Genomic DNA, 16,386 nt, shown 5'->3' on the forward strand with positions numbered 1-16,386 from the left:
GAAATGGCGATGGCGGGTATAGCGCAGAAAAAAATGTGGGAGGGGGCTTGCCCTGACACCAGTCAGTCAAGCCGAACACCGTGCCTGTGGCGAGGGAGCTTGCTCCCGCTGGACTGCGCAGCAGGCCCATGGTTTGGGGCCGCTTCGCGGCCCAGCGGGAGCAAGCTCCCTCGCCACAGGTTGCTTCTCGCTGCTGCTTCCCCTCCCAGGGAGGGCTATAAACACGCTGGGATCAACCCTGCATCCGGCCGAACTTGCCCGACTGGAAGTCGGCGAACGCCTGGTGGATTTCCTGCTCGGTGTTCATCACGAACGGGCCGTGGCCGACGATGGGCTCGTTGATCGGCTCGCCGCTGAGCAACAGCACCTTGGCGTCGTCATTGGACTCCAGGCTGATCCGGTCACCGTCACGCTCGAACAACGCCAACTGCCCCTGGCGCGCAACTTCCTCACGATTGACCAGCACGGTTCCGCTGAGGATCACCAGCGCGGTGTTACGCCCCGCGTGCAAGTCCAGCGTCACGGCCTTGCCGGCATTGAGGCGCAAATCCCACACATCAATCGGCGTGAAAGTGCGCGCCGGGCCTTGCGTACCGGCGAATTCACCGGCGATCAAGCGCAGGTGCCCCGCATCGTCCGCCAGCGGCAGCACCGGAATGTCGCCATCGACGAGGGTCTGGTAACCGGGGTCTGTCATTTTGTCCTTGGCGGGCAAGTTGACCCACAGCTGCACCATCTCCATCGTCCCGCCTGTGCGGGCAAAGTCTTGGGAGTGGAACTCTTCATGGAGAATGCCTTTGGCCGCCGTCATCCATTGCACATCGCCCGGGCCGATTTTGCCGCCGGCACCAGTGGAGTCGCGGTGCTCGACTTCGCCGTCATAGACGATGGTCACCGTTTCAAAGCCGCGATGCGGGTGCTGGCCGACGCCGCGACGGGTGTCGGTAGGCGTGAATTCGACCGGGCCGCCGTGGTCCAGCAACAGGAATGGGCTGATGTGTTTGCCCATTGTGTCGTAGGAAAACAGCGTGCGCACCGGAAAGCCATCGCCAACCCAATGGGTGCGCGGGCTGGTGTAGATACCAATCAGTTTTTTCATGGTGTACCTCCAAAGTGCATACACCATAAGCCCCCTGCCCTTAGCGCACTAGCCGGCGAAAGCGGCGCGGATCGTTCTATGTATAGGACAATACCTTGGTCGCGCGCTGACGCAACAGGTGAAACGCGACGAAGGCCGTGACGGCAAAGGCAGCCTGGATGACGATCATCGGCGTCGCGCTGCCATCACGCAGATGGCTCAACAGCACGCCGCTGCAAGTGGCCCCGAACATCTGCGCAAACCCCATCAATCCCGCCGCCAGCCCTGCACGGTGGGCGTTGGGCATGACTCCGCCTGTGACCGTACCGGGCAGCACCAGCCCGCCGCCAAGCGTGGCCAGGGCGATGGGCAGGTCCAGGCCCACCACTGAGAGCCCGAACAGCATATAAATCAACAGTGCCAACACGCCGCCGGCCGCCACCAACGTCACGCCCATCGTCACAATCCGCTGCGGCCCCAGGCGTAGGATATTGCGTCGGGTATAGGTGGAACCGAGGATCAGCATCGACACGATCAGGCCGAAGTTGATGCCGTATTCCAGGCTGCTCAAACCCAGCAGATTGATAAACACCGCCGACGAACCGGCAATGACCGCAAACATCGCGCCGTAGGTACAGGCCAGCGCCACAGCGTAGGCGCGATACTGGCGGCCCTTGAGCAAATCCAGGTATTGCCCGCCGAGGGTGCGCCAGTGCGCGGCCTTCGGGTCGAGATGAAGGTTGCTCTCGCGAAAGAACAGCACCGCAAGCACTAACACCACGCTGCCAATGCCCCCTGCGAGTACGATGGGCGCGTGCCAACCGAACAGTTTGATCAGCAAGCCGCCCGCCATCGGCGCCACCACGATGGCATAAAGCATGCCGATCATGGTCAGCGCCAGGGCCGGTCCCGCCTCGGTTTTCCACACATCACGCACCACCGTGCGCGCCAGCACCAACGCAGCGCACGCTCCCAGGCCTTGCAGCACGCGGGCGGCGATAAATTGCTGGATGTCGGTGACCAGCAGCATCGACAGCGTCGCCAGCACATACAACGTGAGGCCGGCGAGCAATACCGGGCGGCGGCCGATACGGTCCGACAACGGCCCGAACAGCAACTGGCCCAGGCCGAACGCGGCAACGAACGCGGACAGTGCCATCAGCGCCGAACCTTGCGGCGCCAGCAGCGCCTGCTCGATGGCGCCCAGGCCTGGGATGATCAATTGCGTGGAGACTTCACCCAGCGCGGTCAGGGCAACCAGCAGGAACAACAAGCGGCGCGAAGGTGTGGGGGCGTTTGCCATGGGAAATATCCGGGGGCTGGATTTATTTATATTTCGACCATAATATGGCTAAAAAATTATGTCCATAATTTTTTCCCCTTGGTCACCCTGGAGTTCGTCATGCCCCCTCTCCACCTGCGCCTTCTCACGCCCCTGGCTTTATTGGCGGTCCTCAGTGGCTGCAACAGTCAGGCCGACAGCGCTGCTCAAGTTTCCCCGCCGCGCCCGGTGCTGGCCGCCAAGGTCGAGGCTGGCGGCACCCAGCAAAGCGCCTACACCGGCGTGGTTGCCGCCCGCACCGAAAGCAACCTGGGCTTTCGGGTCAGTGGCAAGGTGATCGAACGCAAGGTCGATCCCGGCCAGCACGTGTCCCGTGGCGACACGCTGCTGGTGCTGGACATCGGCGATTTCGAACTGGCGTTGCGCTCGGCGAAAAACCGTGTGAACGCTGCCCAGGCGCAGTTGCGCCAACGTCGCGATGACGAAAACCGCTACCAGCGCCTGGCCAGCACCGGCGCGGTGTCACGGCAGATCTTCGACCAGTCGGCGACCAACCTGCGGGTTGCCGAAGCCGAACTGGCCGCGGCGCAATCGGACGCCAGCCAGATCGAAAACCGCCGCACCTATTCCGTGCTCAAGGCTGATGGCGACGGCATCATCACCGACGTGCTGGCGGATCGCGGCCAGGTAGTGACCGAAGGGCAGATCGTTGCACGCCTGGCCCATGACGGCGCCCGCGAAGCCATCGTCAACCTGCCGGAACAGCAGCGCGCCCAGGCCACGCAAAGCGCCCTGGCCTTCGCCTTCGGCGCCCCGGAGCAGGCGGTCACCGCCACCCTGCGTGAACTCTCCGCCAGCGCCGATCCCACCACCCGCACCTACCGCGCACGCTATGTACTGCACGGCCCGGCCCAGCGTTTCGCTCTCGGCTCGACCATCACCGTGCGCCTGCAGGGTAACGGCCAGGCCCAGCAAACCCGCGTGCCCATCGGTGCGTTGCAGGACGCGGGGCAAGGCACCGGCGTCTGGTTGATCGGCGAAGACAACACCGTCAGCTTCGCCCCGGTGAACGTCGCCAGTCTCGGCCAGGAAGAGGCCCTGCTCGACAGCGGGGTCACACCCGGCCAAACCATCGTCGCCCTCGGCGCGCACCTGCTGCACAGCGGTGACAAGGTACGCCTGCTGCCCGCCCAGGCGCTGGCCCTCGACCGCAAACAGGACCAATGAGCATGCGTGGAATCAACCTCTCGGAACTGGCGGTCAAGCACCGCGCGGTCACCCTGTTCCTGATCATCGCGATTATCGCCGCCGGGATCTTCTCGTTCGGCAAACTGGGGCGCGCCGAAGACCCATCGTTTACCGTCAAGGTCATGACCATCACCGCCGCCTGGCCCGGCGCCACCGCTGAGGAAATGCAAGAGCAAGTGGCCGACCGCCTGGAAAAGCGCCTGCAGGAACTGGACTACTACGACCGCGTCGAGACCATCGCTCAACCGGGGTTCGTCTCGATGCGCATGACGTTCCTTGAATCCACGCGCCCAAGCGAGATACAGGACCTGTTCTACCAGACCCGCAAAAAACTCAGCGACGAAGCCGCGAAACTGCCCAAGGGCGTGATCGGGCCGTTTTTCAACGATGAGTATTCGGATGTTTACTTTGCGCTCTACGCCCTGGAGGCCGAACACCTGCCCCATCGCCAGCAAGTGCAAATGGCCGAAGAACTGCGCCAGGGCCTGCTCAACCTGCCGGGGGTGAAGAAGGTCAATATCCTCGGCGAACAGGCCCAGCGTGTGTTTGTCGAGTTTTCCTATGAGCGCCTGGCGACCCTGGGCATCAAGCCCGAACAGATCTTCGCTGCCCTCGCCGCCCAAAACGCCGTGGCGCCCTCAGGTTTCGTCGAAACCGCCGGCGCCCGCGCCTATATCCGCATCGATGGCGCCTTCGACAGCCTGGCGTTGATCGAGAACGTGCCGCTGCAAGCCAATGGCCGCGTGCTGCGCATCGCCGATGTGGCAACCGTGCGGCGGGGCTATGAAGACCCGCCCAGCTACCGCATCCGCCACCAGGGCGACCCGGCGCTGATGCTCGGAGTCATCATGGAGAAGCACTGGAACGGCCTGGAACTGGACAAGGGCCTGCAGGCCCAGGAAGCCCGAATCCAGGCCGACCTGCCCCTGGGCGTGAATTTTGCCAAGGTGTCCGACCAGGCGAAAAACATCAGCCTGGCAGTGAACGAGTTCATGCTCAAATTCTTCGTCGCCCTGGCCGTGGTGATGCTGATCAGCCTGTTGGCCCTGGGGTTTCGCGTGGGGCTGGTGGTGGCGGCGGCCGTGCCGCTGACGCTGTCGATCGTGTTTGTGATCATGCTCGTCACCGGCCGTGAATTCGACCGCGTCACCCTCGGCGCCCTGATCATTTCCCTGGGCCTGCTGGTGGACGACGCCATCATCGCCATCGAGATGATGGTGGTAAAACTCGAAGAAGGCTTTGACCGCATCCATGCGGCCACCTACGCCTGGAGCTCCACGGCGGCGCCCATGTTGACCGGCACGCTGGTGACGATCATCGGCTTTTTACCCGTGGGGTTCGCACGATCCGGTGCCGGCGAGTACGCCGGCAATATCTTCTGGATCGTTGGCTTTGCGCTGATTTCGTCCTGGCTGGTGGCGGTGGTGTTCACGCCGTATCTGGGCGTGAAACTGTTGCCGCAGATCAAGCCGGTGCCTGGCGGGCATGATGCGATTTACGCCGGGCGCTACTACCAGAAACTGCGCAGCCTGGTGGAAACCTGCGTGCGCAGGCGCTGGCTGGTGACCGGATTGGTGGTGGCGGCGTTTGTGCTGTGCGGCCTGGGCATGGGGGTGGTGAAGAAACAGTTCTTCCCCGATTCCGACCGTTCGGAGCTGATTCTGGAGGTGTACATGCCGCCCGGCAGCGCGTTCAAAAGCACCGAAGCGGTGGCCGCGCAAGTCGAGAAAGCGCTCTTGCAGGAGCCGCAGACCAGTCTGGTCGATACTTATGTGGGCGGCGGCGCACCGCGCTTTTTCCTGTCGCTGAACCCTGAACTGCCGGACCCGGCGTTCGCCAAATTGATCGTGCAAACCCCGGACTCCCACGCGCGCGATGCATTGAAAGTGCGCATGCGTGAGCGCATCGCCGCCGGCGAGTTTCCCGCCGCGCGGGTACGCGTGACGCAATTGGTGTTCGGCCCGCCGGTGCCGTTCCCGGTGGTGTTTCGTGTGTCCGGGCCGAACCTGGACGTGCTGCGCGGGCTGTCCGAGCAGGTGCGCCAAGTGGTGGCCGGCAACCCGCTGACCCGCGACGCCTTCCTCGAATGGGGCGAGCGCGCCAGCGGTTATCGCCTGGTGCTGGACCAGGATCGCCTGCGCCTGCTCGGCTTCACGCCCGACGAGGTCAAGTCCCAGCTCAACGCCCTGCTCAGCGGCAACCCGATCACCGAAGTGCGCGAAGGCAACCGTACCGTGTCGGTGGTGGCCCGCGCCCAGGGCAGCCAGCGCGAAGACCTCGGCAACCTCAACAACATGACCCTGACCAACAGTGCGGGCACCTCGGTGCCGCTGGCCCAGGTCGGGCATTTCCAGGCGGTGATGGAAGAACCGATCCTCAAGCGCCGCGACCGCGCCACCACCGTGGAAGTGCGCGCCGACATCGTCGACGGCGTACAACCGCCCGACGTGGAAATGGCCGTGTACAAAGACCTGCAACCGCTGATCGCGAAACTGCCCAGCGGCTACCGGATCGACATCGGCGGCCCGGTGGAAGAAAGCGCCAAGGCCAACGCCGCCCTGGCGGTACTGTTCCCGATCATGATCCTGCTGACCCTCACGGTGATCATGTTCCAGGTGCGCTCCTTCGGCGTGATGTTGATGGTCTTCGCCACCGCGCCGCTGGGCCTGATTGGCGCGGTGCCGACCTTGCTGCTGTTCAACCAGCCGTTCGGCTTCAACGCGATCCTCGGGCTGATCGGCATCGGCGGGATTCTGATGCGCAATACGCTGATCTTCACCGACCAGATTCGCCAGAACCAGGATCACGGCATGCCGATACGCGAGGCGATCATCGAAGCCACCGTGCGCCGAGCGCGGCCGGTGATCCTCACCGCACTCGCGGCGGCGCTGGCGTTCATTCCACTGACGCTGTCGGTGTTCTGGTCGTCCCTGGCCTATGTGCTGATCGGCGGGGTGCTGGTGGGCACGGTGTTGACGCTGTTGTTCCTGCCGGCGCTGTGCAGCCTGGTACTGCGCGACCGGCTTGCCGAAACTTCCCACGCAACCGCCGGATAAGCTCTACTCCCCTGCCCTGAAAACCGCTGCAAAGTCCCTCGCCTGATCACACAGTGCGAGGGAATGCAGATGGTTTTTTTCGTTAAGCCCCTGTTTAACGGGGTCATTGCTTGAACCCGGCCATTGGCAGGCTGGCCCTGACGCCCATGGATGTGAAGAAGCTCGACATTGAGAGCGTCTTCCGTGACTTGCGCGATTGCCTGAATACATTTGACGAATGGGCTTCAAGTTTCTGGAGCGTCTCGGCGCTGGATGTCGAACAGGTATTCAAGGTTGGGGATGAAGTGACGTTGGTGGCCCCCATCAACCGTTCGATCTTCCCCAGCAGCACCGTCGCTACATGCCAGGCCACGGGGACCTTGACCCTGGTGCATATGTTCCAGAGCACGCGCTTCGTGCCTATCGGCAACACGCCGGTGGTGCTGCAACGCGTCGACCCAAACGGCGGCCTGGGCGAGCTCATTCACAAGACCATCGGCCCAAGCGGCATCCTCGAAGTTTCCGAGTGTGATCGCAACGAGCGCTACCGGGTCAGCTTTTATCCCAACGTTTCCCAGGATCACGTCAAGGCACTGTAAGCGTCCTACCAGTCGGTGATCGCAGAGTTAGAAACGCGGCTGCGCAAAGAGTGGACCGACACCTTTGAGGCCCAGTGGAAAAACTACGCAGACGTTAGCCCCCTTGACCGACGACGAATGCTGGAAGCGGCGTTTCTCAGTGGCATGGGCAAAGCGCTTTACAGCCTGTGGGACAACATTACCGAGCTGTACGATCTGCTGGCTGACCTCAAGCCCGACAGCGAAAAGTTATTGCAGTACCTCTCTCAAGCCGAACTCGATGAGCTGCTGAAGCTAGGCAAGGATACGCTTGCCCAGGGGCTGCTCGTGCTCAGTGATGAGCCGCTGTTGTTTATCCATTTGTCGGCGATGGTCAGCTGGATGCAAATGCTGCCGCCGCCGGAGATGACTGAACTATGGGGCGAAATCACTGGTGAGGTGCTGATCAACCTGCTGCTGATTCGCGTGTGTGGGGCGATGGGGTTGGCGGTGCGGTTGGGGCCCCAGGTGCTCAGTCGCGTTAGATCCGGGCGAGCGCGGGCGTTGTTGGAGTTGCTGGCCAAGCAGGTTGTGGGGCCTGGGCTGGAAACCCATGTGGAGGCCGCCAAGCCGGTGTTGCTGAGCAGTGCAGCGACGGCGATCAAGGCGGTGCCCGTTGGGCCATTGAAAGTGGGCGAGACGCTGGTTTCAAACCCGGTGCCGGCGGTTCGCAGCAAGACGCAGCGCACGGCGTTGGTTCGTCAGGAGGCGGTGGATGATGTGCCTGCTTCCGCTAAAAATCCGGCCGGGGATGCTGCTGTCTCTTCGGACAAGACCGTCACCCACGGCTGCCCGGTGTCGATGGTCACCGGGGAGGAATTGCTGACCCTCACCGATGGCGCGCTGGATGGAATTTTGCCGTTCGAGTGGACGCGCTTGTATCGCACCAGTGCGGTGGAAGTGGATTGCGGGTTGGGGTTTGGCTGGAGCCATGCGCTGGCGCAGCGGCTGGTGGTGTCGGGCGATTCGGTGGTGTGGACCGATCATGAAAACCGCTCGACCACCCTGCCCTTGCCGACGGTGGCTCGGCCAGCGATTACCAACAGCCTGGCGGAAGCGGCGATTTACCTGGGGTCGTTGCCGGATGAACTGGTGCTGGCCCAGGGCTCGCGGTTCTACCACTTTTGCGACGGTGCGCTGACGGCGATCAGCGATGTGTATGACAACCGGTTGCGCATTTTCCGGGATCGGTTGGGGCGGATTGAGCGGCTGGATAACGGTGTCGGCCGCTCTTTGTTTTTGCGCTATGAGCTGGATCGCATTGTGGCGGTGGACTACCAGGTTCATCGCGCCAAGGGTTATGAACCCTTTGTTTGGGTGACCGAGCAGAACGTCGTTTCCTACGTCTATGACGACAGTGGACGGCTGGTGTCGGCGACCAACGCTATCGGTGAATGTGAGCGTTATCGGTACGACGAACAGCACGTCATTCTCGAGCGGCAACTGGCCGGTGGCGCGAGCTTTTTCTGGGAATGGGAACGCACTGGCAAGGCCGCACGCTGCGTCCGGCACTGGGCCAGCTTTTCGCAGATGGACACGCGCTATGTCTGGGGTGACGACGGGCGCGTCACCGTGCACAACGTCGATGGCAGCCAGGAAGTCTACGTACATGACCAGCGGGCGCGGCTGGTACAGCGCATCGATCCCGACGGCGCCCAGCATTTCAAATCCTACGATGACAAGGGCCGACTGACCGTCGAGCAGGACCCGCTGGGTGCGGTGACAGCATATCAATACGACGACGCCGGACGCCTGGTGGCGCTGTTTCCGGGGGATGACGAGCCGACGGCCTACGAGCATGACAACGGCTTCGTACGGGTGGTGCGTCGCGGTGAGGCGGTCTGGAAATACGAGCGTAATGACCAGGGCGATGTCATTCGCCAGATCGATCCCGATGGCCATGCGACCGACTACAGCTACGACAAGCGTGGGCAACTCACCGGCGTTTGGTACCCCGACAACAGCTGCCATCGGCTCGTGTGGAATGAGCGCGGACAGCTCGTTGAAGAACAGCTGCCTAATGGCGGGACCAAGCGTTATCGCTATGACGACCTGGGCCGGCAGATTGCGCATGAGGATGAACACGGCTCCCTGACCCAGTATCAATGGGACGGCGTAGGTCGGTTAACTCGCCTGGTGCTGCCGGACGGTGCCACGCGGGAATTCAGCTACAACCCCTACGGAAAAATCATCGCCGAACGCGATGAACTGGGCCACGTCACCCGCTACGAATACGCCGACGGCCTGCACTTGATCAGCCGTCGCATCAACGCAGACGGCACCCAGCTCAAGTACCGCTACGACAACGCTCGCTTACTGCTAACCGCCATCGAAAACGAGGTCGGCGAAACCTACCAGCTCGACTACCACCCCAACGGCCTGATCCAACAGGAAACCGGTTTTGACGGCCAACGTACCGCCTACGCCTACGACCTCAACGGCAACCTGCTGGAAAAGACCGAACACGGCGACGACGGCCGTCAGCTAGTCACCCAATACCAGCGCGACCACGCCGGTCGCCTCGTACGAAAAAACCTGCCCGATGGCAGCACTGTCGACTATGCCTACGACCGCCAAGGCAACCTCCTTAGCGTCGACGACGGCCACTGGTTTCTGGCCTACGAATACGACAAACAAAACCGCCTCACCGCCGAACATCAGGGTTGGGGCACCCTGCGCTATGGCTACGACGCCTGCGGCCAGCTTCAACATTTACGCCTGCCCGACAACAACCGCCTCACCTTCAACCACGACAAAGGCGGCCACCTCGCCACCGTCGAGCTGAACGGTTCGTTACTGACTTCCCACCTGTTCAAAGCCGGCCGCGAACACCAACGCCAACAAGGCCAACTGCTCAGTCACTACCACTACGACGACCAAAACCGCCTGCACGCCCACGCCGTCACCCAGCAACAAAACCACCTCTACCAACGCCACTACGACTACGACAAAGCCGGCAACCTCACCCGCCTGCACGACACGCGCAAAGGCGAACACCTTTACCGCTACGACCCGCTCCAACGCCTGACCCGCGCCAACCATTCGCAAGACGTACAGGAACGCTTCGGCCACGACCCGGCGGGCAATTTGCTCATGCAAAACCGGCCGGGGCCGGACATCGTCGCGGGTAATCGCCTGATGATGCAGGGCGATCATCATTACGAGTACGACCCCTTTGGCAACCTGATCCGTGAGCGACGTGGCAAAGGTCACTCACTCGTTACCGAGTATCGCTACGACTGCCAACATCGACTGATTGGAATTACCAAGCCCAACGGGCAAACGGCCAGTTATCGCTACGACCCGTTTGGGCGCCGTGTCAGCAAGACCGTCGACGGCATCACCACGGAGTTCTTCTGGCAAGGTGACAAGCTGATCGCAGAACACCATGCGGAACGTCACCGAAGCTACCTCTACGAACCGGAGAGCTTCCGCCCGCTGGCACTGCTGGAGGGCTTCGGCCCAAAAGAAACCAAGCCCTACCACTACCAACTCGACTACCTCGGCACACCGCAGGAACTCACCACGCCTGAAGGCGACATCGTCTGGTCCGCCCACTACCGCGCCTACGGCGAAATCAGCCGGCTCGATGTAGGCAAAGTCGACAACCCACTACGGTTCCAGGGCCAATACTTCGACCAAGAAAGCGGCCTGCACTACAACCGCCATCGCTACTACAATCCGGATGTTGGTCGATACCTGACGCCTGACCCGGTGAAGCTGGCGGGTGGGATCAACGCGTACCGGTACGTGCCCAATCCTACCGGATGGGTGGACCCGCTGGGATTGAGTTCATGTCCAGAATCCCCTGGATGCAAAACATCCTATAAAGCCAAAACCCCTTTTGCCTCCGTTAAAGTTGACTCCGGTGAGCCAAAAACTCCTGAACCGCAACTGACAACTAGACAAGCGAAAATTGAGGAACTTACCGAGGCCAATGCAAAGCGTCGAATCTTGGAATACGAAGCAAAGTACGACATGCACATGGTCGGCAAGCACGGTCCTGAGGTAGAGAGTCACAAGACGAGAAGGCGATCATTCGACGGAACAGACCCAATAACGGATAAAACTCCAAAAAATAAAAAAGGTGTCCCGAGTTCGCAATTTAATAGCTGGAAGCTCCAACTTCAGGCATGGACAAAAGCCACCTCTAGAACTGAGCGGGGCCTACCTCGTTACACTGGCGTTGACGATAGTAAAAACAACATTGTACGCTTAGAATTACCAGGGGCGGGACGAGGCTACAGACCAAATAAAAAAGACCCAAAAAACCCAACCTTCAACCCCTCCATGAATGGTGCAGAAATGAAATTTCGCGAAGACGGCACACCCTTCACCTTATTCCCAACTAAGGAATGAAAAATGTTATTTCACCCAGGCTCCGACACTGTACCCTTCGACGCCAGCCTTTACTATTTTGTGGGGGTTTTTGATATTTATGATAGAGAGGAAACCAAGGGAAAAGAGCTCGCCTGCTACAACCCAAATGACAGTAAAGATAGAGAAACCCTCATAACAAAGTATTGCCTAGATCCATATAAAAAACTCTCCTATCGACACAGATATAAATTAACGCAGAACTTATCTATCGCGCTAAACACACAAAACTTCAATTTTCACTCTTACTTTGAGGATGACCCAGAAAAATATTCAACCATGGCTTGGGATGAAACAGAAATAGCCGACCCGCGAGGTTTCTTCGCCGACATCTATCGCCTGGCCAACGAGACCTGGAAAGACGATCTCGAAAAAGCCGGCCTCGAAGATCAATCAACATGGTAAAACCAATACAGTTCTGCAAAGAATACCGTACCTTGCAGTAAAAGAATTTACTCGCGCACGAAGGCCGCACGACAGTATTAAAGAGCCATACTAAAACCCAGCGCAGCGAACAGCTAAGTCCTGTATTAAAAACTTAGGTTGCCACCAGCATGTCGAAAAAAATAACACAAAAAGCTATAGCTTATCCACATCGTATTGATTTTTGGCAACAGGAGATCATCAAATAACAAAATAATCCCACTGACCTTAATCTTGCTGGCGCATTGGCAGAAACACCACGAAACAGATCGAGAGCAAGCCTGCCCGCTCTCGATTGCGGGAACACCAGCAGGGATAAAAATTAATCTGAAGTGCTCGCAACCAATATACTTAGAGTATTTTTTCTTGGATTCCACACGGTCAGGCACCATATGCCCCACCACTCCAACCCCCATTCGAAAAACTCATCCCAAGGCCGCTCTACTGGCAGACTACCGTCTGGTCGCCGTCCCCATTTTTCCTCATACGCATCCACCCAATTTATGACCACAACGTCGTTCTGTGCTTCAATACCAAGCAACTGCAACCATTCACAATATAAAGACTGAGCCTCACTCTCACCTCTTTTAAACTGAGCGCTATAAGGCGGATGGCAAAAAGCCCTATAGAGCGCAGTAGGACCGAATAGATTTTTTTGCATAAGCGTCAGGTTTTGGACTTCAGCTAAGGTCAACGGCGCAGCGTCCGCACGCTCCACATCCCAATCCCAATCCGGAATCGGAGCATAGTGAGAAGGAAGATAGTCGCCTGTCTCCGCCAGCTCTGGCGTTCTGTATGCAGCAGCCTGATAGCAACTCATTCCTAATAAAGCCTGCCGATGGATATGCTCATCAACAACAGTATTGGGCTTTGGAGAAAAGACTACAAATTCAAACACACAACCTGCGGTGCGCATGCGTTCACGTAAAGAGGTGGTTCGCTCGTATTCAACAACAGTTAAAAGAAACGGGGATTGCATGTTTATCCTTATGATTACTGCGACCGGTGGTCTCGCGTTAAAACATGTTATACCTCAGATTAAATGCGCAATGTCTTGCGCACAGACCTGTAACGCACGCCGTCAGTGCGTTTTACCGATTTGTAGCTAAATGTATCTAACCGCTAGGCATCAATAATTTAAATTGCCCCACCCCTAATACAAGAAACCCTCGACAACAAGATCCCGCCGATAAAATCGAAAAATCCTACAACGCATTCTCAAGAATCGAGCAACCCCATGCTTGCGCTGGCCCGCGAAGCTGCCCCAATCAAGGCGATGGAGTGTTTCAGGTAGTTTAAGTAATATATAACGTCGAAGTCAGATTCGACAACGAGGACAATTCGCCCATTCACTGCATTTCCGTACTGAGGTCACAACATTGAAATCGCCATTTGGAAATATGCCTTTTACGCCCAAGTTCTCTTATATTTTGGCAGCACTGTCAATATATGACCTTGAAGAAACCAAAGGCGAAGCGCTCTGGAGATATAACCCTAACGACGCCAAAGAGCGAGAAATAACAATAAAGAATTTCATCCTTAAAGATCTTATGTACCTTACTTACAGGCATCGCTTCATATTAATAACAATGCTTCAAGCTGCTTTAAAAAACTCTGAATTTGACTTCGCCAAAGAATTCGAAAGCGATTACGACGAACATATAACTATGGCCTGGGACGAAACAGAAATAGCCGACCGCCGAGGTTTCTTCGCCGACATCTACCGACTCGCCAATAAGGTTTGGAAAGACGACCTTCAAAAAGCCAGCAACGAAGACCAATCCACTTGGTAAAAACGCCGCCACGCTCCCTGAAAAACCACAATCCCCCTGTGGCGAGCGAGCTTGCTCGCGATGGGCCGCGAAGCGGCCCATCAGGGCAATGCGGTGTCTCAGTCAAGTTGGCAGCGCAGGGTTCAGGGCTGCTGCGCAGCCCAACGGGAGCAAGCTCCCTCGCCACAGGGGCATGAACTGCTCAGCGTTTGGAAAGCTCCATGATCATCCGACTCAACAGATAAACCCGCGGCGCCACACTTTCCACCTCGGCATATTCCTCAGGCGTGTGAATATTCCCACCCACTATGCCAAACCCATCCAGGGTCGGCGTCCCGACCCCGGCCGATAAGCTCGCATCCGCCGCGCCGCCGCTGCCTTCAATGGTCAGGGTTTTACCCAGTTCTCCGTAGATGCCCTGGGCAATCGCGACCAATTTGTCCGACTCGGCCGTTTGCGGCATCGGCGGCAAGCCGCGCTGCAGGCTGGTCTTGACTTCGGTTTCGGGGATGAGTTTGTCCGCTGAAACCCGCGCCAGGTCTTTCTCGATGCGGTCGAATTCTTCCGGCAACGCGGCGCGTACGTCGGCCTTGGCGGTGGCCTGGTCGGGGATGACGTTGGTGCGGTCGCCGGCCTTGAGCACGGTGAAGTTGATGGTGGTTTTCTTCTCGGCGTCGCCCAGCTTGCCCAGTTGCAGGATCTGGTGTGCGACCTCCATGGCGGCGTTGCGCCCCAACTCCGGGGCAACGCCGGCGTGGGCGGCTTTGCCTTTGACTTCCACCACGGCGGTGGCGCTGCCTTTGCGCCAGACCACCAGGCCGTCGGCTGGGCGGCCGGGTTCCAGGTTGAGGGTTACGTCGTGGCCCTTGGCGGTGTTGCGGATCAGTTCGGACGCGGCCTCGGAGCCGGTCTCTTCGCTGGCGTCGAGCAGGAAGGTGATTTGCGCATAGTCCTTGAAGCCCTGGTTTTTCAGGACTTTCAACGCGTAGATACCGGCGACGATACCGCCTTTGTCGTCCATCACGCCGGGACCATAGGCGCGGCCGTCCTTGATGTGGAACGGGCGTTCGGCGGCCGAGCCTTCCTTGAATACGGTGTCCATGTGCGCCATCAGCAGGATTTTGGCCTTGCCAGTGCCCTTCAGGGTGGCGATCACATGGCTGTTGTTGGCGGCTTTGTCCGGTACCAGCTCAATGCTGAAACCCAACTGTTTCAATTCATCCACGGCAATATCGCGCACTTGGGTCAGGCCCGGCTCGTAGCCAGAGCCTGAGTCGATATTCACCAGGCGCTCCAGCAGTTTCAGGGCCTCGCCCTTGTACTGTTCGGCGTCCGCCTGGATCTGCTTGTGGGGTTCGGCGCTGTAGGCCGGCACGGCGAAGGACAAAGCCAGGGTGGCGGCCAGAAGGGTACGAGGGAAGATGAAGAGCATGAACCGATCCTTGTTTTTGTTGATAGGGTGCCGCCACACCCTACCCCACTCAACGGACCGCTACCAAGCCCCTTGCAGCGAGCTGACCCGGTTGCGCCCGCTGCTTTTGGCTTCGTACAACGCCTGATCGGCATCGTTGAGCCAACTGGTGGAGTCGGCGTGGCTCGGCTGATACAGCGCCAGGCCGATGCTCAAGCTGGCGCGCAAGGTCGGGTCCTGGGCGTAGGCCAAGGCGTTGAACCGATCACGCAGGGCATCCATCACTTCAGTGGCACGGTTGAGCGGCATGTCCGGCAGGATCACGCAGAACTCATCGCCACCGTAGCGCCCGGCCAGGTCGGTGGCGCGCAGGTTCTGGCGCAAGACTTTGCTCAGCTGGCGCAGGACGATATCGCCGGTGACATGGCCATAGGTGTCGTTGATGATCTTGAAGTGGTCGATATCGATCAGCGCGATGGCGGCGCCGGCCGGGCCACGGCGGCAACGCTGGAATTCGATTTCCAGGTGGTCTTTCCAGGCGCCGTGGTTGAGCAGGCCCGACAGGCTGTCGGTGCGGCTCAGGGCCAGCAGTTCGCGCTTGTGCCGCGCCAGGGTCACGGCCTGGCGGTAGCAGATCCAGCCCAGGGCCAGGGGATATAGCATCAGGATCGGCAGGCAGGCAAACAACTGGGCCTGGGTGGTGACCACGACAAATGCCGGCGCGAACATCAGCAGCGCCGTGGCGATGCCCAGCGCCTGGGCCACCCACCCCGCCAGCATGAAGCGCGGCCCGCCGATGGCGACGTTGTTCATGCTCATCATCGACAAGGTGGTGATGCTGGGCAGCGGGTTGAAGTGCATCGCGCCAACCCAGAAGCCGCCGCAGAAGGAATCGAACAACAGGTTGCGGCGCTCACTGCGCAGGGTATGAGCGGCACGCAACGACGCTTGAAACGCCAGGTGCGGCCATGCAAATGCGTTGATCAGCATCCAGGCCCACACCCAGAGGGACGGGTTCAGCGGATACATGCCGAACGCCACGCAAACAAAGCCGAGCGTCAGCCCCAGGAGGCGGGATTTGTACAAGCGCGAAGCGAGCGGAAGTCCGTTTCCTCCGGCGGCTGGCATGATGGGGGCAATCCT

General features: G+C 59.5%; 11 protein-coding genes. 6 read left to right on the forward strand and 5 right to left on the reverse strand.

What is annotated here, in order from left to right; translation table 11 throughout:
* Positions 1 to 232: 232 nt before the first annotated feature.
* The gene (locus tag C4J94_RS15740) at positions 233 to 1,099 is read right to left on the reverse strand and encodes a pirin family protein (RefSeq protein ID WP_124387030.1); all 867 of its coding nucleotides are present in this window, start codon (positions 1,097 to 1,099) and stop codon (positions 233 to 235) included.
* A 76-nt stretch (positions 1,100 to 1,175) separates the two neighbouring features.
* Complete coding sequence (locus tag C4J94_RS15745) at positions 1,176 to 2,381, reverse strand: multidrug effflux MFS transporter (RefSeq protein ID WP_124387031.1); 1,206 nt, start codon at positions 2,379 to 2,381, stop codon at positions 1,176 to 1,178.
* Positions 2,382 to 2,480: 99 nt separating this feature from the next.
* Between C4J94_RS15745 and C4J94_RS15750 the strand changes: the two genes are divergently transcribed.
* From C4J94_RS15750 to C4J94_RS15765, 5 genes are all read left to right on the forward strand, one after another.
* Positions 2,481 to 3,587, forward strand: a complete 1,107-nt coding sequence (locus C4J94_RS15750) for an efflux RND transporter periplasmic adaptor subunit (protein WP_124387032.1) — start codon at positions 2,481 to 2,483, stop codon at positions 3,585 to 3,587.
* Positions 3,588 to 3,589: 2 nt separating this feature from the next.
* On the forward strand, positions 3,590 to 6,664 hold the full coding sequence (locus tag C4J94_RS15755; protein WP_124387033.1) for an efflux RND transporter permease subunit: 3,075 nt from the start codon (positions 3,590 to 3,592) through the stop codon (positions 6,662 to 6,664).
* A gap of 110 nt (positions 6,665 to 6,774) precedes the next feature.
* Positions 6,775 to 7,242: a hypothetical protein gene (locus tag C4J94_RS28160; protein WP_372240832.1), complete on the forward strand. Its 468-nt coding sequence runs from the start codon at positions 6,775 to 6,777 to the stop codon at positions 7,240 to 7,242.
* Positions 7,243 to 7,257: 15 nt separating this feature from the next.
* The gene (locus tag C4J94_RS15760; protein WP_372240833.1) at positions 7,258 to 11,619 is read left to right on the forward strand and encodes an RHS repeat-associated core domain-containing protein; all 4,362 of its coding nucleotides are present in this window, start codon (positions 7,258 to 7,260) and stop codon (positions 11,617 to 11,619) included.
* A gap of 3 nt (positions 11,620 to 11,622) precedes the next feature.
* Positions 11,623 to 12,042 (forward strand): hypothetical protein, encoded by a 420-nt coding sequence (locus C4J94_RS15765; protein ID WP_124387034.1) that lies wholly within the window; start codon positions 11,623 to 11,625, stop codon positions 12,040 to 12,042.
* A 340-nt stretch (positions 12,043 to 12,382) separates the two neighbouring features.
* Here C4J94_RS15765 and C4J94_RS15770 read toward each other — a convergent pair whose 3' ends face one another.
* Positions 12,383 to 13,039, reverse strand: coding sequence for a hypothetical protein (locus tag C4J94_RS15770; RefSeq protein ID WP_124387035.1), 657 nt, complete (start codon positions 13,037 to 13,039; stop codon positions 12,383 to 12,385).
* Between the two features lie 400 nt (positions 13,040 to 13,439).
* On the opposite strand from C4J94_RS15770, the gene C4J94_RS15775 reads away from it, so the two are divergent.
* Positions 13,440 to 13,853: a hypothetical protein gene (locus C4J94_RS15775; protein WP_305955300.1), complete on the forward strand. Its 414-nt coding sequence runs from the start codon at positions 13,440 to 13,442 to the stop codon at positions 13,851 to 13,853.
* Between the two features lie 181 nt (positions 13,854 to 14,034).
* On the opposite strand, the gene C4J94_RS15780 is transcribed toward C4J94_RS15775, so the two are convergent.
* On the reverse strand, positions 14,035 to 15,264 hold the full coding sequence (locus C4J94_RS15780; protein WP_124387036.1) for a M20/M25/M40 family metallo-hydrolase: 1,230 nt from the start codon (positions 15,262 to 15,264) through the stop codon (positions 14,035 to 14,037).
* A gap of 60 nt (positions 15,265 to 15,324) precedes the next feature.
* Complete coding sequence (locus tag C4J94_RS15785) at positions 15,325 to 16,371, reverse strand: diguanylate cyclase (RefSeq protein ID WP_124387037.1); 1,047 nt, start codon at positions 16,369 to 16,371, stop codon at positions 15,325 to 15,327.
* Positions 16,372 to 16,386: the final 15 nt, after the last annotated feature.

It is taken from the genome of Pseudomonas sp. R5-89-07 (genome assembly GCF_003851685.1).
Taxonomy (GTDB): Bacteria; Pseudomonadota; Gammaproteobacteria; order Pseudomonadales; family Pseudomonadaceae; genus Aquipseudomonas.